Origin of the sequence: Streptomyces antnestii (assembly GCF_004005495.1) — a bacterium.
GTDB lineage: Bacteria > Actinomycetota > Actinomycetes > Streptomycetales > Streptomycetaceae > Streptomyces > Streptomyces antnestii.
In genome coordinates this window covers 272,820-291,296 of the sequence record NZ_RZYA01000009.1, presented here as the reverse complement: position 1 = coordinate 291,296, position 18,477 = coordinate 272,820, and the positions used below count along the sequence as shown (strand labels likewise).

Here is an 18,477-nt window from a genome sequence, read left to right as displayed (position 1 = left end):
CCCGCCCGTCATCCTCGAACACCTCACCCCGGACTGCCTGATGACTCTGCCCGACACCCCGCCCCGCCCGGCCGGCACCGACCGCACCTTCCAGGTGGATCTGCGCGGCCTCGTCGATCTCCTCTCCCACCACCTCTACTCGAGCCCCCGCGTCTACCTGCGCGAACTCCTCCAGAACGCGGTGGACGCACTGACCGCGCGGCGCGGCCTCGAACCCGCGGCCCCCGCCGACGCGTTCGGCATCCGTCTGTACGCCGACGGGCGGGTGGTACGCGTCGAGGACGACGGCGTCGGTCTCACCGAGTCCGACGTGCACACGTTCCTCGCCACGATCGGCCGCAGCAGCAAGCGCGCCGACCAGATCGCCGAGCAACGCGCCGACTTCATCGGCCAGTTCGGCATCGGCCTGCTCTCCTGCTTCCTCGTCGCGGACGAGATCCACGTCCTGAGCCGTTCCGCCCGCACCCCCGACGCTCCCACCGTGGAGTGGCGGGGACGCGGCGACGGCAGCTACTCCGTCCGTACGCTGCCCTCCTCCGCCCGCCCCCGGCCCGGCACCACCGTCACCCTCACGCCGCGCGCCGACGCGGGCGAGTGGACCCGCCCGGCACAAGTCCACGAGCTGGCCCGCCACTTCGGCTCCTTGCTGCGCCACCCGGTCACCTTCGACGACGGCGCAGGTGGTACCGGCGGCCCGGGTGCGCCCGTCAACCCCGAGCCCGCGCCCTGGACGCGCACGTACCCCACGCCGGGCGCCCGCTCCCGGGCGCTGGCCGCGTACGGTGGCGAGATCTTCGGGTTCACGCCACTGGACACCATCGAGCTGGACCTGCCGGCCGTGGGCCTGAAGGGCATCGCCTGCGTGCTGCCCGAGGCCGTGCCGGCGGGCCGCCGCCACGGCCACCGCGTGCACGTCAAGGGCATGCTGCTGTCCGAGCAGGCCGAGGAGATCCTGCCCGAGTGGGCCTTCTTCGTCCGCTGCGTCGTCGACGCCGAGAGCCTGCGCCCGACGGCGTCCCGCGAGTCCCTCTACGAGGACGACACCCTCGCCGCCGTCCGTGACGCGCTCGCCGAGCGGCTGCGCGCATGGATCGCCCGGGCCGCCGCCAGCGACCCGGACCTCCTCGCCCGCTTCCTCCAGGCCCACCACCTGGCCGTGAAGTCGCTCGCCGTGCACGACGACGAGATCCTGCGGATGCTGCTGCCCTGGCTGCCGTTCGAGACCACGGACGGGCACTCCACCCTCGACGAGTTCGCGCGCACCCACCGCACCGTGCTCGTGACGTCCAGCGTGGAGGAGTTCCGGCAGGTCGCGGCGATCGCCTCCGCCGCCGGGCTCGGCGTCGTCAACGGCGGCTACACCTACGACCGTGAACTGGTCCACCGGCTGCCCGAGATCAGGCCCGAGGTCACCGTCGCCGACCTCGACCCGGCGACCCTCACCGCCCACCTCGACCCCGTCGACCGGGAGACGGAACTCGCCGCCGCGGCCTACCTCGCCGTGGCCCGTGACGCGCTCGCCGTGTTCGACTGCGACGTCGCGCTGCGGACCTTCCACCCCGCCTCCGCACCCGCCCTCCTGGTGGACAGCCGCGAGGCCCGGCACGAGCGCACCCGCTCCCAGCTCGCCCGCGAGCAGGACGGCGGCCTGTGGGGCGACATCCTCGGGGCCCTGCGCCAGGAGGCACCGCGGGCCCAGCTGATCCTCAACCAGCTGAACCCGCTGGTCCGCACCGCCGTCACCATCGACGAGCCCGAACTGGCCCGCACCAGCGCCGAAGCCCTCTACGGACAGGCCGCGATGCTCTCCCGGCGCCCGCTCAGGCCCGCCGAGTCGAGCCTCATCAACCGCTCCTTCCTCGACCTCCTCGCCCACGCCCTCCGCAAGGACAGCTGACGATGCCGACCGCACCCAGTCCCCAGAACACCGACGAGCTGTACCGGGCGCTCCAGGAGAACGACCGGCGCCCCTACGGCCGCACCCGCACCCTCACCGCCGAGGAACTCGTCGACGCCGCCGAGCAGTTCGCGCAGCCCGTCCCGCTCATCCACGCGCTCCTCGAACTCCAGGAGGCGTACACGTACGGCTCCGAACCCCGGAAGTCGCCCGTCGTCTTCGCCCGTCTGCTCACCCTCTTCGATGAGCAGCCCGACATCTTCGACGAGCGCCTGCGGCACATGCTGTTCTGGCGGTTCAAGTGGGTGGCCAACGCGCTGGTCGCGCTGCCCGAGATACCTCTCGCCAGCCTGCGCCAGTGGCTGAACGAGATGCGCGACCGGTACGAGAAGGCCGGCCTCGGCCTCCAGCCCTACTACGGACAGGCGTACCAGCTCGCAGCCCACACGGGCGAAGACACCGTCCCCGCCTACGAGTTGTGGGCCGCCCGCACCCGCACCGAGCTCAGCGACTGCGAGGCCTGCGAGATCCGCGAGCGCGCCCTCCACCACGTCACGGCGGGCGACGACGAGCGGGCGCTGCGCGCCTGGGAACCCGTCCTGGCCGGAAAGGAATCCTGCCAGGAGGAGCCGGCCTGCTCCGTCTCGCACGCCCTGTTGCCCCTGCTGCGCAGCGGCCGCACCGACCGGGCCCGCGAACTGCACCTCTCGGGCTACCGGGCCTGCCGCCGCAACGCCTCGATGTCCCAGGAGGTCGGCAGACACCTGGAGTTCTGCGCACTGACCGGCAACGAGGCGCGCGGCCTCGAACTGCTCGCCGAGAACCGGAACCTGTTCGACGAGGTCGACTCGCCGCTGGACCTGCTCGGCTTCCTCACAGGCGTGGAGGTTCTCCTCCAGCGCGTCGAGCACCTCGGCCACGGCGGGCTGCCCGCCGCCGGATACGCGGGCCGCACCTGGACGGTGGCCGGGCTGCGCGCCGAGGTGCGCGGGCGCGCCGACGACCTGGCCGCCCGCTTCGACGCCCGCAACGGAACCACGGCCCACGCCGACCGCCGCAGGGCCCGTCTCGACAGCGCCCCGCTCCTGGAAACCCTGGAACTGACCCTGCGACACCGCGGCCTCGACGACGCGGATCCGGCCGCCCCCCTTGCCGCACCCACCGCCCGTACCACCGCCACCCTTCCCGAATCCCTGCCCGAACTCATCGTCCGAGCAAGGGACTTGGAGCGGGAAGGGCACCCCGACGCACAAGCCTGCTGGGCGCGGCTGCGGACGCTCGCGGCCGCCCGGGACTACGCCCACCCCGACGATCCGGCCGTGGGCCCGCTCGTGCAGCTGCGCGCGGACCTGCTGGCCGAGGAGGCGAACCGGGCGGGCGAGAGGGACGAGTTCGCCGACGCCGCCGCCCTCCACGAGGAGGCCGCAGCCCTGTACGACGACGCGGGGGAGCCGGGTCACGCGGCGGTCTCCCGAGCCTGCGCCCTGCTCGCCACCGCCGAACTCCCCACCACACAGGCCGCCGACGGAGCCGAGGCGGACGGAACGGAGACCCGCGGGGCGGAGGCCGAGGGCACGGAGGCCCTCGGAGCCGAGGCTGACCCAGCCAAGGCTGGCCCAACCGAGGCTGACGGAGCCGGGGCCGAGGGGGCCCAGGCTGACGGTGCCGAGGCTGGCCGAAGCAAGCCTGACGGAGCCGACGTCGAGGGTGCGGAGGCTGCCGGAGCCCAGCCTGACCCAACCGAGCCTGACCCAACCGAGCCTGACCGAGCTGAAGTTGACGCCGCGAAGGCCAAGGCCACCGCGCTCACCACCGCCCACGCGGGCATGGTCCGGCTGCACGAGGGGACGTCCGGCCTCGCCCCGTACCTGGAGGCGCGACTGCTGCGCCTGAGGGCGACCGTGTTCGGCCTGCGCCTGCAGACCTTCCGGAGTGACGAGCACGTCGCCGCGGTCCTCGCGGAGGTGGACGTGCTGCACGCGTTCGCCACCCGGCACGACCTCGCCGGGCAGGTGTCCGGCGCCCTGCTGCTGCGGGCCGGCACCCACGCCATCGCCGGCGACCTGCCCGCCGCGGTCACCGAGATCGACGCCCTCCTCGACCGGCTCAAGGCGCGGGGCCCCGCCTGGCACCTGCCCCGCGCGCTCGGACTGCGCGGCCGCATCCAGCTCGGCCTCCGGGACGCGCAGGCCGCGCACGCGGACCTGACCGAGGCCGTGCGACGGGCCGCCGACTGGCCGGCGGACACGATCGACACCACCCGCTTCCACGGTGATCTGGCCGAGGCGTGCATGCACCTGGGCCGCCCCGACGAGGCGCTGCGGCACCTCACGCGCTCGGCGGACCTCGACCTGCGCCGCGGCAGCCGGACGGACGCGTTCTGCACCTACAGCAACGCGGCGCAGCTCTCCCTCGACCTGGGCCGCGTAGAGGACTGCATCGCTCTGCTCGACTCCCTGCTGGCCGAACCGGACGTCGCCGCCGGAAAGGTCGACGACCGGCTCCTCGCCCAGCTGCGTCTGACCCGCGCCCGAGCGCTGCACGCGGGGGACGACCTCAAGGCCGCCACGGCCGAGTTCGTCACCCTGGCCGCCGAGTCGGCCGGCTGGGACGACGACCCGGGGAGCCACGCCATGATCGCGGTGGAGACCGCCGTACTCCTCGGCGAGTCCGGCGAGTTCGGCCGGGCCCGCGAGGCCGCCGACCAGGCACTCGCCGCCCACGCGCGGGCTCCGCGCTACGAGCAGCTCAGCAACGGCCTGCGCGAACTCGCCCGGCTGCAGGCCCAGCAGCAGGGTTCCGACGGCCTGGCCGACGCCCGCGTCTTCCTCGCCGACGCCGGCCGGATCGCGGACGAGGCACGCGCCGCCGCGTACGAGTCCCAGGGCCGTTCCCTGGACACCGCCCTGGCCTACGAACACGGGCGGGTCAACGCCTACGTGGGTGAGTACGACGACGCCCTGGCCGCCCTGGACAGGGCCCTCGCCCTGCTCGGCGACCCGGGAAAGGACGACGACCGCGTCGGCGAGTGGACCGAGTGCGTGCGCCTCGCGGGCGCTGTGGAGGGTATCTATCTGGAACGCCCGGCCTCGGCTCTCACCCGTCTCGACGCGGCGGTCTCCCGGCTGACCGCCCTCGGTCACACCGAGCAGGCCGAGGAGCTGAGCTCCCTGACCGCCCGGCTGCGCGACGAGGAGTGAGTCCTGCCCCTGACCACCCCTGATCGAGGGGAGTTTCAGGCGAAGGCGTCCTCGACCGCGACGCGGCGCACGGTACGCAGCGTCGCCCGGAGGCTGTCCAGATCGGTCGAGCCCAGTGCGAGGCGGAGCGCCTGCGGTGTGTGCGTCGAGGTGGTGAACGGCTCGGCCGTCGACACCGAGATGTGCCGGCGCGCGAGCGTGGCCGTCAGGCGGTCGGCGCGTGCGTCGTCGGGCAGCGGCAGCCAGGTGAAGTAGGACGCGGGGTGGCTGACGAACGGCAGGCCCGCCAGCTCTTGTCGCGCGAGAGCCTGGCGGGCCGTGGCGTCGTCCCGTTTGCGCGCTTCCAGGTGGTCCACCGTGCCGTCCTCCAGCCAGCGGCACACGATCGCGGTGGTCAGGGCCGGCGTGTTCCAGGTGGTCGCCCGGATCGCGCGTTCGAGCGAGGGCACGACGGAGAGCGGCGCGACGACGTAGCCGACCCGCAGTCCCGTGGCGACGCTCTTGGACAGTCCCGACACGTAGACGGTGAGGTCCGGCGCGGTCGCGGCCAGCGGCGGGGGAGGGTCCTCCACCAGGTAGGCGTAGGAGGCGTCTTCGATGATGAGCGCGCCGTGCCGGCGGGCGATCCCGACGAGGCGGGTCCGGTCCGTCGCGGACATGACCCAGCCGAGAGGGTTGTGCAGGGTGGGCATGGTGTAGACCGCGCGCACCGGGCGGGTCGCGCACAGCTTCTCCAGGGCGTCGAGATCCGGCCCGCCGGCGGTTACGGGGACGGGTTCCAGGTCGAGATGGAAGGCGTGCGCGAGCACCTTGAACCCCGGGTAGGTGAGCGCGTCGACCGCGACGACGTCACCTGCGTTGAGCGTGGCCATGACGGTGATGGCCAGGCCGTGCTGCGCACCGTTGACGACGAGGATCCGGTCCGCGTCGGTGGCGATGCCACGACACCTCAGGTGCCGCGCGATCGAGGCCCTGTCCTGGGGACGCCCTGGATGCGGCTGATAGCGCAGCAGCGAGTCGAGGTCACCGGACCCGGCCACCTCGCGCAGGGCCTGCCGAAGGAGGTCGGCCTGCCCGGGCAGCGACGGGTAGTTGAAGTTGAGGTCGACCGCGTCCCTGGCGACGACCTGCTGATCGATACCGTGACCGGCGGGAATCGCCAGGTCGCGCACGAACGTTCCCCGTCCCTGTTCCCGGCTCACCAGCCCCATCGTCTCCAGCTCGGCGTACACCCGGGTCGCGGTCACCACGGCGATACCCTCACGGGCGGCGAGCCCGCGGTGGGTCGGCAGCCGTGCGCCCGCGGCGAGCCGCCCGCTCCGGATGTCGGATGCGAGCGCGTCGACCAGCGTCTTGTACCGGGGGGCTGCCATGCGGCGGATTGTACGCATGACAATTCTTTGGCTGTCCTGCTCCCGGGTCCCTACGATCAAGATCCACTCGCCGACTCGGCCACCCCGGAAGGACCGCCGCCATGCACATCGCCATCCTCACCTTCGAGGGCTACAACGAACTCGACTCCCTGATCGCGCTCGGTGTGCTCAACCGCATCAAGACCGACGGCTGGCGCGTCACCATCGCCACCCCCGGCCCCAAGGTGACGTCGATGAACGGCGTGGTCGTCGAGCAGATGTCCACCCTCGAGGAGGCGTGCGCCGCCGACGCCGTCATCGTCGGCAGCGGCATCGCCACTCGCGAGGTCGTCGAAGACCCGGCGATCATGAGCGTCCTGCGCCGCCTGGACCCCTCGCGCCAGCTCATCGCGGCACAGTGCTCCGGCGCCCTCGTGCTCGCCAGGCTCGGCCTCCTCAGTGACATCCCGGCCTGCACCGACCTGACGACCAAGCCCTGGGTCATCGCCGCCGGCGTCGAGGTGCTCAACCAGCCCTTCTACGCCAAGGACAACATCGCCACGGCCGGCGGCTGCCTGGCCTCGCACTACCTCGCCGCCTGGATCATCGCCCGCCTCGAAGGCAACGAGGCCGCCGAGAGCGCGCTGCACTACGTCGCCCCGGTCGGCGAGAAGGAGGAGTACATCGAGCGCGCCTGGCGCAACATCACCCCCTACCTGCCCGCCGCCGCACCGGCGCTCGCCTGAACTGCCCTTACGCGTAAGGAGAAGATCCCCGTGATCCTGGTCACCGGTGCCACCGGAAACGTCGGCCGCAACCTCGTTCAGGAACTGATCGACGCCGGAGAGAAGGTACGGGCCCTCACCCGCGACCCCGCCACCAGCGCACTGCCCGACGGCGTCGAGACGGTCGCCGGAGACCTCTCCCGCCCCGAGACCCTGGCCACCGCCCTGCGGGGTGTGGACCGCGCGTTCCTGTTCCCCGTCCTGGGCGCCCTCGACGGCTTCCTCACCGCAGCCAAGGAGGCCGGTACGCGGCACATCGTGCTGCTCTCCTCGGACTCCGTCACCTTCTCGCCGCCCGGCTGGATCGGAGAGAAGCACCTCGCCTGCGAACAGGCCGTCATCGACTCCGGCATGTCCTGGACGTTCGTGCGCCCCACCGTCTTCATGGCCAACGACCTCGGCTGGGCCCACCAGATCACGCACGGCGGAACCGTACGGGGCGCGTACGGCGCCGCCGCCATGGCCCCGGTCGACGAGCGGGACATCGCCGCGGTCGCCGCCCACGCCCTGCGCACCCCGCGGCCCGGCACGACGTACGAACTCACCGGACCGCAGGCGCTCAGCCAGACCGACCGGGTGCGCGTGATCGGCGAGGTCCTCGGCCTGCCGGCCCGCTTCCTCCAGGTGCCCCGCGAGGACGTCCGACGACAGCTGACCGGCCATATGCCGCCGCCCGCCGCCGACTTCCTCCTGGACCAACTCGCCGCCCAGGCGCAACCGACCCCGGTCCTGCCGACCATCGAGCAGGTCACCGGCCGCCCCGCCCACACCTACGCCGAGTGGGTCGCCCATCGCGCCGCGGACTTCGGCGGCGGGCAGCGGGCCGAGGCGCGCGTGCACCTGTCCTGACGTATGCGGTCCCGCCCGGAACGTCGGGTGTACCTGCCGTGGCCCGCGGCCTCAGCTGTCGAAGTCGACGGTCAGGGAGTCGGACACAGCGTACGTCTGGCAGGTAAGGACATAGCCCGCGTCGACCTCGGACTGCTCGAGCGCGAAGTTGCGGCGCATCTCGGCCTCGCCGTCGCACACCAGCGCGCGGCAGGTGCCGCAGACACCGCCCTTGCACGCGAACGGCACGTCGGGGCGGGCCTGTTGGGCGCCCTCCAGGATGCTGCGGTCGCGGGGGAGCGGGGTGGTGGTCGTACGGCCGTCGAGGCTGATGGTCACCTCGCTGACGGGCCCTTCCGCGGGAGCGTCCGCGTGCCGCACCTCCCGTACCGGTTCGTCGTCCGCGAAGAACAGCTCCTGGTGGACACGGTCCTCGGCCACGCCGAGGCCGGCGAGGACGCCCTGCGCGTCACGGACCATGCCGTGCGGACCGCACAGCCACCAGTGGTCGGCGTCGGCGGTGTCGATCAGCGAGCCGACGAGGGCGGCGAGGCGGTCGGCGTCCAGGCGGCCGGAGAGCACCTCGGCCTCGCGCGGCTCGCGGGAGAGGACGTGCCCGAGCTGGAAGCGGGTCGGGAACCGGTCCTTGAGGTCGGCCAGCTCGTCGGCGAACATCACCGTGCTGCTGCGCCGGTTCCCGTAGAAGAGGGTGACGCGGGAGCGGTCGTCGGCGGCCAGGACCGAGGCGGCGATCGACAGCATCGGCGTGATGCCGGAACCGGCGGCGATCAGGACGTGATGGCCGGGCCGGGTGAGGTCGGGGGTGAACAGGCCGGTGGGGACCATCACCTCGACCTCGTCGCCGGGACGTACGTCGTTGACCAGCCAGGAGGAGAAGAGGCCGCCGGGGACGACACGCACGCCGATCCGCGGGCCGCTGCCCACCGGCGAGCAGATGGAGTACGAGCGGCGTTCGTCGCGGCCCTCGATCTCGCGCCGCAGCGTCAGGGACTGGCCCGGCGCGAACGCGAACTCCCCGGCCAGTGCGGCCGGGATGTCGAAGGTGACCGCGGCCGAGTCCTCGGTCAGCCGCTCGACCGCGGCGATCCGCAGCGTGTGGAACGCCGGGCGACGGCGGGCCGGGCCCGCCACCGGTGCGGCGGAGACAGCGGGGGCGGTGGTGGAGGCGGTCATCAGATCTCCTTGACCTGCTCGTACGGTTCCAGACAACTGCGGCAGCGGCGCAGGGCCCGGCAGGAGGTGGCCCCGAAGCGGGACGTCTCCTCGGTGTCGGCCGAGCCGCAGTACGGGCAGGGCACGACGCGCCGGGTCGGCGAAAGCACCAGCGGCAGCGGGCCGCCGCCTGCGTGCCGCGGGGCGGGACCGGGCGGCGCGATGCCGTGTTCCGTGAGCTTGCGGCGGCCCTCGTCCGAGATCCAGTCCGTCGTCCACGGCGGGTCGAGGACCGTCACTATGCGGACGTCGGCGAACCCGGCCGATTCCAGGCGCGCCGCCAGGTCGGCCCGCATCTCCGCCATCGCGGGACACCCGGAGTACGTCGGGGTGAGGGTGGCCGTCACCGAACCGTCCGTGCCGGTCTCCACCGCGCGCAGCACACCCAGCTCCGCCAGCGTGAGCATGGGCAGCTCCGGGTCGACCACCTCCGCGGCGACCCGCTCCGCGCTCACGGTCCCGGCCATCGTCCCGGTCCCGGTCATCGTCACCACGTGCCTTCCGGGTGGGCACGGGCCACGACCTGGAGCTCGGCCAGCAGCGGCTCCAGGTGCTCCGTACGGTCGCCGGCACGGCCGGAACCGGGAACCGGGGCCGCCGGCGAGTCCGTGAGCCCGGCGGCCACGGCCACCTGCGCGAGCACCGCACGCGTCGCCTCGGCCACCGAACGGGGCGAGACGCCGAAGCTCTCCGCGACCCCGTCCTCGTACAACTCCCCGAGCCAGGGCGCCAGTTCGTCCCAGGCGCCCTGCATGCGCCGGTGCGACTCCTCGGTGCCGTCGCCGAGCCGGACGACCCACTCGGCCGCGTACTGACGGTGGTACGCCAGTTCCTTGACGCCCTTGGCGGCCACGGCGGCAAGCACCGGGTCCGCGCAGCCGGTCAGCTGCTCGAACTGGGCGAGCCGCCAGGCGGACTGCACCAGGAGCCGGCCGACGCAGAACGCGAAGTCCCCGCCCGGCAGTTCGGCCAGGCGCACACTGCGGAACTCGTCCGCGTCACGGAAGTAGGCGTACGCGTCCTCGCCCCGGCCGCTGCCGTCGGCCTGACCGGCGCGGGAGTACAGCAGGCGGGCCTGCCCGAGCAGGTCGAGGCCGATGTTGGCAAGGGCGACCTCCTCCTCCAGCTCCGGCGCGCGGGTGCACCACTGCGCCAGCCGCTGCGCGCTGACCAGCGCGTCATCGCCCAGCGCCGTGCAGCAGGCGGCCAGCGCCCGGCCGTCGACGCCCTCGGACAGCGTGGTCGCCACCCCGTGCAGCGGGTCGGTGAAGCCCGTGCCGAACGCCCAGCGCGCATCACCGTCCACACCCTCGGTCCCGGAACCGTGCCCGGACCCGTCCCCGATCCCGGCCAGGGACAGGTACACGTGATCGTCACTCATGTCCGCTCCTGTTCCGGCTAGATGTGCGGGACATCCGCGGGGATGTCGTAGAACGTCGGGTGGCGGTAGATCTTGTCGCCGCTGGGCTCGAAGAAGGGGTCCTTCTCGTCGGGGGTGGAGGCGGCGATGCCGTCGCTGCGCATCGCCCAGATGCTGACGCCCTCGTTGCGGCGGGTGTAGAGGTCGCGGGCGTGGGTGAGCGCCATCCGGTCGTCGGCGGCGCGCAACGAGCCGACGTGCACATGGTTCAGTCCGCGCTTGCTGCGCACGAAGATCTCGTACAGCGGCCACTGGCCGTTCGTCCCGCTCATGCGGCGTGCTCCTTCTCTTGCTCTTCCCGGCGGGCCTGCTTGGCCGCGTGCGCCGCCGCTGCTTCGCGCACCCAGGCGCCTTCTTCGTGCGCCGCGCGCCGCCGGCCGATCCGCTCGGCGTTGCACGGACCGTCGCCCTTGATGACGCGCATCAGCTCGGTGAAGTCCGGCGTACCGAAGTCGTGACGGCCGCGCTCCTCGTTCCACCGCAGTTCGGGATCGGGGAGGGTGACGCCCAGCTTCCCGGCCTGTGGAACGGTCATGTCGACGAACCTCTGCCGCAACTCGTCGTTGGAGTGCCGCTTGATGCGCCAGGCCATCGACCGGGCCGAGTTGGGCGAGTCGTCGTCCGGCGGGCCGAACATCATCAGCGAGGGCCACCACCAGCGGTCGACCGCGTCCTGCACCATCGCCCGCTGCTCCTCGGTGCCGCGCATCATCGTCATGAGCAGCTCGTAGCCCTGGCGCTGGTGGAAGGACTCCTCCTTGCACACCCGCACCATGGCCCGCGCGTACGGACCGTACGAACTGCGGCACAGCGGCACCTGGTTGCAGATCGCCGCGCCGTCGACGAACCAGCCGATGACACCGACGTCGGCGAACGTCGGCGTCGGGTAGTTGAAGATCGAGGAGTACTTCTGGCGGCCGGAGATCAGCCGCTCGACCAGATCCTCCCGGTCCGCGCCGAGCGTCTCGGCCGCCGAGTACAGATACAGCCCGTGCCCCGCCTCGTCCTGCACCTTCGCGAACAGGATCGCCTTGCGGCGCAGGGACGGCGCACGCGTGATCCAGTCACCCTCCGGCTGCATCCCGATGATCTCGGAGTGGGCGTGCTGCGCGATCTGCCGGATCAGCGTCTTGCGGTAACCGTCCGGCATCCAGTCGCGTGGCTCGACCCGCTGGTCCCGGGCGATGGTGCGGTCGAACTGCTCCTGGAGGCGCTCGTCGGCGCCGTCCGGTGAGGAGGAAGTAGAGCTTGGCATGACCATCCTTAGAAACCGAACGTTCGGTCGGTCCTAGTCTCGGACACTTCGGCCTCCGTGGCAAGACCGACGACGGCGACGGCGACGGAGTCGGGGGCGGTGGCTTGTGGGGCGGGCACAGGAGTGGTGCCCGGGTCGTCGTCGCGCTCCGTGGGACTCGTCATCGGCTCGCCTTCTTCTCCAGGAACCGTGTCATCCGGTCCCTCTTGTCCTGGCCTTCGAACAGCACGGCCTGCGCCAGGTCGTCGGCGACCGGATGCGCTCCGGGCGCGTCGACCACGAGCTTGGTCAGCCGCAGCGCGGTCGCCGAGGAGCGCGCCATCCTGTCGATCACCGCATGCGCCCGCTCGACCAGCTCGTCCGCCGGCACGACCTCCATGACAAGCCCGGCGGCCAGCGCCGCCGCCGCGTCGAGGGTGCGCCCGGCCAGCAGCACCTGCTTGGCCACGGACTCGCCGACCAGCTCCGGCAGCCGCCAGGAGGCGCCGGCCGCGGCGAGGATGCCGAGGCCCGGCTCCGGATTGCCGAAGACCGCGTCGGGTCCGGCGATCCGGATGTCACACGCGTACGACAGCTCGGCGCCGCCGCCCAGTGCCCAGCCGTCCACCGCGGCGACGGTCGGCATCGGCAGCCGCCGCACCCGCTCGAACAGCCGGCTGTTGATGCCCCGCAGGGCGTCGTCGCGGCCGCGGGCCAGCAGCTCGGCGATGTCGGCGCCGCCCGCGAAGACCCCGCCGTGCCCGGTGAGCAGCAGCAGTCTGGGGTGGCGCTCCAGCGCGTCGCAGACGGAGTGCAGTTCGTCGATCATCCGCCCGCTGATCGCGTTGCGGGCCTCCGGGCGGTGCAGGGTCACCACGACCCGGTCGTCGCGCTCCTCGACGAGCAGCGTCTCGTAGCCCGCGCCACTGTTCTCGTACGTCCCGGTGTCGAGGCGGCGGGTGACCGCGAGTGCCTGCTCGGTCAGAACCTGGTGGCGGGCGAAGAAGTCGGGGCGCTGACTGGGGGTCTCGGACAAGACATTCCACCTCTTGACAGGCACTTCAGATGCTGATTGTTTAATCGCGTCGTAACGCTAACCGAATGTTCGGTCGGGCAGCAAGGGTGGTCGATGACCTGTGGACAACTCCGCATCCGCACAGCAGATGTTCGCCGCCGACGAGGCGTCCCGGCGGCTCGGCATCGAGCTGCTGGAAGCTCGTGAGGGAGCGGCGGAGGTGCGGATGACCGTCCGCGAGAACATGGTCAACGGACACGGCATCGCCCACGGCGGCTACGTCTTCCTGCTCGCCGACACGGCCTTCGCCTGCGCCTGCAACAGCCTCGGCCCGGTCACCGTGGCCGCGGGCGCGGACATCACCTTCGTGGCGCCCGCCGCGGAAGGCGACGTCCTGCGGGCGCGGGCCGAGGAACGCACCACCTACGGGCGGAGCGGAATCTACGACGTCAGCGTCCGGCGGGGCGAGGAAGTCATCGCGGAGTTCCGAGGGCGAAGCCGCGTGATCCGAAGTGTGGAGGAATGACGATGGGCAGCAACCTGATGGCCACGGCCGCCGCGGGACAGCGGCTCGGCCCCCCGCTCCCCGGCGAACTCCGGGACACCGGTGAGCGGTTGAGCCGGGAAGAGCTCAGGGAGCAGCAGCTCACCCGCCTCCGGGCCACGCTCCGGCACGCCTACGACAACGTCGAGCTGTACCGGAGGAAGTTCGACGCGGCCGGGGTACGGCCCGAGGACTGCCGCACCCTGGAGGACCTCGCACGCTTCCCGTTCACCACCAAGGCGGACCTGCGCGACACGTACCCCTTCGGGATGTTCGCCGTCCCCATGGCGGACGTCCGCCGCGTCCACGCCTCCAGCGGCACCACCGGCCGCCCCACCGTCGTCGGCTACACCGACAACGACCTGTCGATGTGGGCCGACGTCTTCGCCCGCTCGCTCCGTGCCGCGGGCGTCCGCCCCGGCCACAAGGTGCACAACTCCTACGGATACGGCCTGTTCACCGGCGGTCTCGGCGCCCACTACGGAGCCGAGCGGGCCGGCTGCACCGTCATCCCCGCCTCCGGCGGCATGACCGCCCGGCAGGTGCAGATCATCCAGGACTTCCAGCCCGAGGTCATCCTCGTCACCCCGTCCTACATGCTCACGCTCCTCGACGAGTTCGAACGGCAGGGCATCGACCCGCGCAGCACCTCGCTGCAGGTCGGCATCTTCGGCGCCGAGCCGTGGACCGAGGCCATGCGCCGGGAGATCGAGGAACGCATGGACATCCACGCCGTCGACATCTACGGGCTCTCCGAGGTCATCGGCCCCGGCGTCGCCCAGGAGTGCGTGGAGACCAAGGACGGGCTGCACATCTGGGAGGACCACTTCTTCCCCGAGGTCGTCGACCCGATCACCGGCGAGGCGCTGCCCGACGGGGAGGAGGGCGAGCTGACGTTCACCTCCCTCACCAAGGAAGCGCTGCCGGTCATCCGCTACCGCACCCGGGACCTGACCCGGCTGCTGCCCGGCACGGCCCGGGCGCCCTTCCGCCGGATGCAGAAGGTCACCGGACGCTGCGACGACATGATCATCCTGCGGGGGGTGAACGTCTTCCCCAGCCAGATCGAGGAGATCGTGCTCCGCACCCCCGGCGTCGCCCCGCACTTCCAGCTGGAGCTGAGCCGGCGCGGTCGGATGGACCACCTGACCGTACGGGTCGAGGCGCGCCCCGGCGTCGGCGCCGACCGGCGTCCGGCAGCCGCCGCGGAGATCGCCAAGGGCGTCAAGGACGGCGTCGGCGTCAGCGTCTCGGTCGACATCGTGGACCCGGAGACCCTGATGCGCTCGATCGGCAAGATCAAGCGCATCGTCGACAACCGGGACCGGGACTGAGTCGGATGGGATCCGGGGCGCCGTAATGTCTCGCGGCACCGACAGCCTCCCGTATCGGTAGCCCGCGGCATCGCTAGCCTGCGTCAGCATGACGACGCGCGCCTGGATCCTGCCCGTGCTGCTGGTGCTCTGCGGCTCAATCGCTGTGACGGGGCTGACCCTTGAGGGGAGCCCCGGCGCGGCTGCCGCATTCCTGCTGGTGTTCGTGCTGCTCGCAGGCGTGAACTCGCCGCTGATCTTCCCCAGGTCGATCGGCGCGCTGGAGGCACAGCGCCGCAGCGCGGCCGACGGCCGGCCGATCGTCTTCTGGCGGCCGGGCTGCAAGTTCTGCATACGACTGCGCATCCGGCTGGGCCGCCGCGCCGGCCAGTTGTACTGGGTCGACATCTGGCGGGACCCGGCCGGAGCCGCAGCCGTCAGGGCAGCCAACGATGGCAACGAGACCGTACCGACCGTCGTCGTGGCGGGCCGCCCGCACACCAACCCCGATCGTGGATGGGTGCGCGAGCAACTCCCTCCGTCCGCGTGACCGGGAGCGGTGCCGGGGTTGCACACCGTTATCGGTTGACGACCGACAGTTCACCTGCACCGGCCGGTAGCCCGAAGTCGGTGAATCTGCACATCGAATGCGCAACTGCGGCACGGTGTGTGGTGGTTGTGTACGCGAGGCTGTCGGATAGCGCCCTGTTGGTGTGGAGTGTCCCGTTCGAAAATGAGGGCGCAATATGAAGCACCTCCCTCCGCGTCGTCACATGTGGAGAAGGTGCCTCCAATTCGTGACCGGACCCGCACAGGTAAGTAACCCGGGCATTCAACTGCCGTGGGGCGAGCTCGGATTGCTTGGATGCCCCGCACGCTCCGTGGTTTGATCCATTGCGCCGCCAGGGTTCGCGCCAAGGTTTCCGAAAGGGAACGTCGCACCCCGGGTGGCTGCGGGCCTCCGCCTGTCCCCCGGCGGTGGTCCTCCCTTGTGAAACACCCATGCGAAGGGAAGTTTTTCCTCATGAACTCCGCTCCCCAGGTTCACACCGCCGAGCTGTCCGACGCCGAGCTCGACAACGTCTCCGGTGGCCTGAGCCCGCACGCCGGCCTCACCGCCGGCCCCCTGTCGCTGAGCGACGCGGATGTGCTGGCGCAGGCCGGCATGGTCCAGAACGAGGCCATCGGCGCCCTCAGCCAGTTCCACCAGGCGGGCGTCGCCGTCTCCTTCTGAGCATCGGCCTGACCGGCGCAGGCTGTATGACACGGTGAAGCTCCTGGCGGGCACGGGGTCCTTGAACAAGGTGACCCGTGCCTGCCGGGAGCTTTGCTCTGTACCCTCTGGGCATGCCGGATGTGGATCTTCAAGCGCTGTATGCCGAGTTCGAGGCGAAGGCGCTTCCCGGGGCGTGGACCGAGTGGGTGCACGGTGGCCTGCCCGTCGTCGGCAACGCGGCCGGGCATGCGGTCGTACTCGCGGCGTCCGGCGAATTCTGGGACGACGACGACGGTTCGGCGGCCGGGGCGGCGCGGGAGCGACTTGCTTCCGTGTGCCGCGATTACGAGGCCGCAGCGGCTGCCGCCTGGGGCACCCCGCATGCGGTGGACATCACGCCCCGGCTCGCGCGGGGTGAGGAGTCACCGTTCACCGAGCTGCTGCTGGAACAGGGGACAACCAGAGGGATCTTCTGGGACCGCGGTGACCGCGCGCTCGGCCTGGCCGTGTCCCAGATGGACAAGGAAACGGCGATCCAGGTCATCGCGTTCATCGTGCCGACCGGCGAACTTACGGGGTAGGCCCGGCAGCTGAAGCGTCCCGCGCGAGGACGTCGAGGGCGTCGAGGGAGCGGCTGTGACGGCAGCTCGGCTCAGAAGTCCAATGTGTGCGGCAGTCCAAGCTGGTAGCGCGTCCGGTCGACGGCCTTGAGTGCCGCGAACCCCGGGGGCTCGGCCCCGGCGAAGAGGCGGACCTCGTCGGCTCCGTCGGCGCCCGCCGCGGCCAGGACGCCGTTCGCGGCGCGGCGGCCCGCCTCGTTCGCGGTCTCCATGCACGTGAAGTCCACGTTGCTGTACGTGCGGACGTGGTCGCCGGCGAGGAAGAGGTTGGGGACGGCCGTCACGGCCTCGGCGCGCAGTTCCCAGGACGAGACGTCATTGAGGAAGTACGTGTCGTCGTTGGCGAGTTGGCCGTCCGCGGCGCGGGTGACGGCCGGGTCGAGGAACCACGAGTGCACACTGCCGTCGGGCAGGACGACGTCCCCGTCGCCCTCCAGACCCGCCTTCAACTGCGCCCACACCTCCTCGGCGATCTCCTTCGGGGTGCACCGACGGGCGGGCCGCCCGTACAGCATGCCCGGTGTCTCCCAGTCGGAGATGACGACGGACAGGGAGTCGGCCGCCACCCCGTCGCCCCAGGTCCCGGTGAAAGGGTCCGACCAGAAGCGGGACTGCCCGACCGGGCACAGTGCCCACGGCGAGTCCATGAGGCTGAGATGGGCGAGCGGCCCGCGGAACGTCTCCTTCAGGTAGAAGACGATGCCCTGGCACCACGTCGTGCGCAGCCGGTCCATCGCGGCGAGGCGCGGATCGGCCGCCCGGATCTCCGCGGACCACAACTGCCGTACGCGGTCCAGGGGGAGGGCCGCCACGAACCAGTCGGCGTCGATGCGGGCGGGCCCGGCCGCCGTACGCGCGTGGGCCGCGGCGATGCGTCCGTCCGGGCCGAGTTCGAGGGACTCGACGTGATGCCCGGTGACGAAGCGGACCCCGAGCGACTTCAGGTGGCGCACCCACGGGTCGATGAAGCGTTCGCTGGTGGGGCCGTCGAGGATCCGGTCGAAGGGCCCGTCGGGTCCCATCCCGAGCAGTGCGTAGAGGATCTTCGAGATGCCCTGCCCACAGGTCCGTGCGCTGGCGGTCTCGGGGCGCAGTGCCTGGATGACCTTCGCCGAGCCGCCCCACATCACGCGGTAGAACTCCGACTTGCCCGCCGCCTCGATGAACTCCAGCCACTGCGTGTGCTCCCACTGCCCGAACTGCCGCTCGTCGCAGCTCGTCATGAGGATCGCCAGCTTGCGGGCCAGCAACACGACCTCCTGCGGCAGGAGTTGGGGCATGATCCGCAGCAGTCCCTCCAGGACGGCGGGCAGTGTGCCGGGGTCGAGGGTGCGGGGGCTCGGCGGCAGCGTGGGCAGGAACAGGCTGCCCTTGCCGTCGTTCCTGTTGAACGCGAGGTAGGGGACGGTGGTCAGGTTGTCCCAGACGCCATGGGCCCGGTCTCCGAACGGGACGCGGCGCATCGTGTCGGGGAGGTTGGTGTAGAAGCCGAAGAACCCCCGGTGCCCGTGCTCGCCCTGCAGGTCACGGCGGCCGCCGGTGGCGGTGCCCGGCACGGGGAAGCTGCGCGCCTTGCCACCCCATTCGGCGCGCCGGTCGTACACGGTGACGTCGAAGCCGCGCTCCGCCAGTTCGTGCGCGGCGGTCAGCCCGCCGACGCCGCCACCGAGCACGGCCACGCTCGTACGGGTCCGTTGTGCCGCAGTCGCCCGGGCCGGCCGCAACCCGAGCGCTCCCGCCGCCGCCAACGACCCGCCAAGGCCCAGCACTTGCCTGCGTCCCGGCATCGCGCCCTCCCCGTTTGCTGCGCCGGACAATGG

18 protein-coding genes are annotated in these 18,477 nt (G+C 71.8%); 9 read left to right on the top strand and 9 right to left on the bottom strand.

The genetic code is table 11. The annotated features are described in order from the left end of the window. Nucleotides 1–40 precede the first annotated feature (40 nt). Both EOT10_RS21040 and EOT10_RS21035 read left to right on the top strand, forming a co-directional pair. A complete protein-coding gene (locus EOT10_RS21040) occupies nt 41–1,897 on the top strand; it encodes an HSP90 family protein (RefSeq protein ID WP_127829801.1) in 1,857 nt (618 codons plus the stop codon). A gap of 2 nt (nt 1,898–1,899) precedes the next feature. Further along, nucleotides 1,900–5,097, top strand: coding sequence for a hypothetical protein (locus tag EOT10_RS21035; protein WP_127829800.1), 3,198 nt, complete (start codon nt 1,900–1,902; stop codon nt 5,095–5,097). 35 nt (nt 5,098–5,132) lie between these two features. Here the strand turns inward: EOT10_RS21035 and EOT10_RS21030 are convergent, their stop codons facing one another. Next, the gene (locus EOT10_RS21030; RefSeq protein ID WP_127829799.1) at nt 5,133–6,470 is read right to left on the bottom strand and encodes an aminotransferase-like domain-containing protein; all 1,338 of its coding nucleotides are present in this window, start codon (nt 6,468–6,470) and stop codon (nt 5,133–5,135) included. Nucleotides 6,471–6,571: 101 nt separating this feature from the next. On the opposite strand from EOT10_RS21030, the gene EOT10_RS21025 reads away from it, so the two are divergent. Both EOT10_RS21025 and EOT10_RS21020 read left to right on the top strand, forming a co-directional pair. Continuing rightward, nucleotides 6,572–7,195 (top strand): DJ-1/PfpI family protein, encoded by a 624-nt coding sequence (locus tag EOT10_RS21025; RefSeq protein WP_127829798.1) that lies wholly within the window; start codon nt 6,572–6,574, stop codon nt 7,193–7,195. A gap of 30 nt (nt 7,196–7,225) precedes the next feature. Further along, nucleotides 7,226–8,083 (top strand): NAD(P)H-binding protein, encoded by an 858-nt coding sequence (locus EOT10_RS21020; protein ID WP_189491873.1) that lies wholly within the window; start codon nt 7,226–7,228, stop codon nt 8,081–8,083. Nucleotides 8,084–8,134: 51 nt separating this feature from the next. Here EOT10_RS21020 and paaE read toward each other — a convergent pair whose 3' ends face one another. The 7 genes from paaE to EOT10_RS20990 are packed head-to-tail and all read right to left on the bottom strand — an operon-like array spanning nt 8,135 to nt 12,856. After that, nucleotides 8,135–9,256, bottom strand: coding sequence for a 1,2-phenylacetyl-CoA epoxidase subunit PaaE (paaE, locus tag EOT10_RS21015; RefSeq protein ID WP_127829796.1), 1,122 nt, complete (start codon nt 9,254–9,256; stop codon nt 8,135–8,137). After that, nucleotides 9,256–9,780, bottom strand: a complete 525-nt coding sequence (gene paaD, locus EOT10_RS21010) for a 1,2-phenylacetyl-CoA epoxidase subunit PaaD (protein ID WP_127829795.1) — start codon at nt 9,778–9,780, stop codon at nt 9,256–9,258. The genes paaE and paaD overlap by 1 nt, the downstream gene beginning before the upstream one ends. A gap of 2 nt (nt 9,781–9,782) precedes the next feature. Then, nucleotides 9,783–10,676, bottom strand: a complete 894-nt coding sequence (gene paaC / locus EOT10_RS21005; RefSeq protein ID WP_127829794.1) for a 1,2-phenylacetyl-CoA epoxidase subunit PaaC — start codon at nt 10,674–10,676, stop codon at nt 9,783–9,785. Between the two features lie 17 nt (nt 10,677–10,693). Then, nucleotides 10,694–10,987, bottom strand: coding sequence for a 1,2-phenylacetyl-CoA epoxidase subunit PaaB (gene paaB / locus EOT10_RS21000; RefSeq protein WP_127829793.1), 294 nt, complete (start codon nt 10,985–10,987; stop codon nt 10,694–10,696). Continuing rightward, on the bottom strand, nt 10,984–11,970 hold the full coding sequence (gene paaA / locus EOT10_RS20995) for a 1,2-phenylacetyl-CoA epoxidase subunit PaaA (RefSeq protein WP_189491869.1): 987 nt from the start codon (nt 11,968–11,970) through the stop codon (nt 10,984–10,986). Before paaA ends, paaB begins: the two co-directional genes overlap by 4 nt. An 8-nt stretch (nt 11,971–11,978) precedes the next feature. After that, nucleotides 11,979–12,134, bottom strand: coding sequence for a hypothetical protein (locus EOT10_RS41360; RefSeq protein ID WP_189491866.1), 156 nt, complete (start codon nt 12,132–12,134; stop codon nt 11,979–11,981). Then, entirely contained in the window at nt 12,131–12,856 is a 726-nt protein-coding gene (locus EOT10_RS20990; protein WP_223281122.1) for an enoyl-CoA hydratase/isomerase family protein, read from the bottom strand. Before EOT10_RS20990 ends, EOT10_RS41360 begins: the two co-directional genes overlap by 4 nt. Nucleotides 12,857–13,112: 256 nt before the next feature. Between EOT10_RS20990 and paaI the strand changes: the two genes are divergently transcribed. From paaI to EOT10_RS20965, 5 genes are all read left to right on the top strand, one after another. Further along, on the top strand, nt 13,113–13,490 hold the full coding sequence (gene paaI, locus EOT10_RS20985; RefSeq protein ID WP_127829835.1) for a hydroxyphenylacetyl-CoA thioesterase PaaI: 378 nt from the start codon (nt 13,113–13,115) through the stop codon (nt 13,488–13,490). 2 nt (nt 13,491–13,492) lie between these two features. Beyond that, nucleotides 13,493–14,842, top strand: a complete 1,350-nt coding sequence (gene paaK, locus EOT10_RS20980) for a phenylacetate--CoA ligase PaaK (protein WP_127829791.1) — start codon at nt 13,493–13,495, stop codon at nt 14,840–14,842. Nucleotides 14,843–14,930: 88 nt separating this feature from the next. Further along, entirely contained in the window at nt 14,931–15,371 is a 441-nt protein-coding gene (locus EOT10_RS20975; protein ID WP_127829790.1) for a glutaredoxin domain-containing protein, read from the top strand. A 474-nt stretch (nt 15,372–15,845) separates the two neighbouring features. Beyond that, on the top strand, nt 15,846–16,055 hold the full coding sequence (locus EOT10_RS20970) for a hypothetical protein (RefSeq protein WP_127829789.1): 210 nt from the start codon (nt 15,846–15,848) through the stop codon (nt 16,053–16,055). 113 nt (nt 16,056–16,168) lie between these two features. Next, complete coding sequence (locus EOT10_RS20965; RefSeq protein WP_127829788.1) at nt 16,169–16,618, top strand: hypothetical protein; 450 nt, start codon at nt 16,169–16,171, stop codon at nt 16,616–16,618. A gap of 71 nt (nt 16,619–16,689) precedes the next feature. Here EOT10_RS20965 and EOT10_RS20960 read toward each other — a convergent pair whose 3' ends face one another. Continuing rightward, a complete protein-coding gene (locus EOT10_RS20960; protein WP_189491863.1) occupies nt 16,690–18,336 on the bottom strand; it encodes a hydroxysqualene dehydroxylase in 1,647 nt (548 codons plus the stop codon). Between the last annotated feature and the right edge of the window lie 141 nt (nt 18,337–18,477).

Excerpts from the sequence above, each read along its gene's own strand:
- EOT10_RS21040 (WP_127829801.1), top strand. The coding sequence starts at position 41 with ATGACTCTGCCCGACACCCCGCCCCGCCCGGCCGGCACCGACCGCACC.
- EOT10_RS21035 (WP_127829800.1), top strand. The coding sequence starts at position 1,900 with ATGCCGACCGCACCCAGTCCCCAGAACACCGACGAGCTGTACCGGGCG.
- EOT10_RS21030 (WP_127829799.1), bottom strand. The coding sequence starts at position 6,470 with ATGGCAGCCCCCCGGTACAAGACGCTGGTCGACGCGCTCGCATCCGAC.
- EOT10_RS21025 (WP_127829798.1), top strand. The coding sequence starts at position 6,572 with ATGCACATCGCCATCCTCACCTTCGAGGGCTACAACGAACTCGACTCC.
- paaE (WP_127829796.1), bottom strand. The coding sequence starts at position 9,256 with ATGACCGCCTCCACCACCGCCCCCGCTGTCTCCGCCGCACCGGTGGCG.
- paaD (WP_127829795.1), bottom strand. The coding sequence starts at position 9,780 with ATGACCGGGACCGGGACGATGGCCGGGACCGTGAGCGCGGAGCGGGTC.
- paaC (WP_127829794.1), bottom strand. The coding sequence starts at position 10,676 with ATGAGTGACGATCACGTGTACCTGTCCCTGGCCGGGATCGGGGACGGG.
- paaB (WP_127829793.1), bottom strand. The coding sequence starts at position 10,987 with ATGAGCGGGACGAACGGCCAGTGGCCGCTGTACGAGATCTTCGTGCGC.
- paaA (WP_189491869.1), bottom strand. The coding sequence starts at position 11,970 with ATGCCAAGCTCTACTTCCTCCTCACCGGACGGCGCCGACGAGCGCCTC.
- EOT10_RS41360 (WP_189491866.1), bottom strand. The coding sequence starts at position 12,134 with ATGACGAGTCCCACGGAGCGCGACGACGACCCGGGCACCACTCCTGTG.
- paaI (WP_127829835.1), top strand. The coding sequence starts at position 13,113 with ATGTTCGCCGCCGACGAGGCGTCCCGGCGGCTCGGCATCGAGCTGCTG.
- paaK (WP_127829791.1), top strand. The coding sequence starts at position 13,493 with ATGGGCAGCAACCTGATGGCCACGGCCGCCGCGGGACAGCGGCTCGGC.
- EOT10_RS20975 (WP_127829790.1), top strand. The coding sequence starts at position 14,931 with ATGACGACGCGCGCCTGGATCCTGCCCGTGCTGCTGGTGCTCTGCGGC.
- EOT10_RS20970 (WP_127829789.1), top strand. The coding sequence starts at position 15,846 with ATGAACTCCGCTCCCCAGGTTCACACCGCCGAGCTGTCCGACGCCGAG.
- EOT10_RS20965 (WP_127829788.1), top strand. The coding sequence starts at position 16,169 with ATGCCGGATGTGGATCTTCAAGCGCTGTATGCCGAGTTCGAGGCGAAG.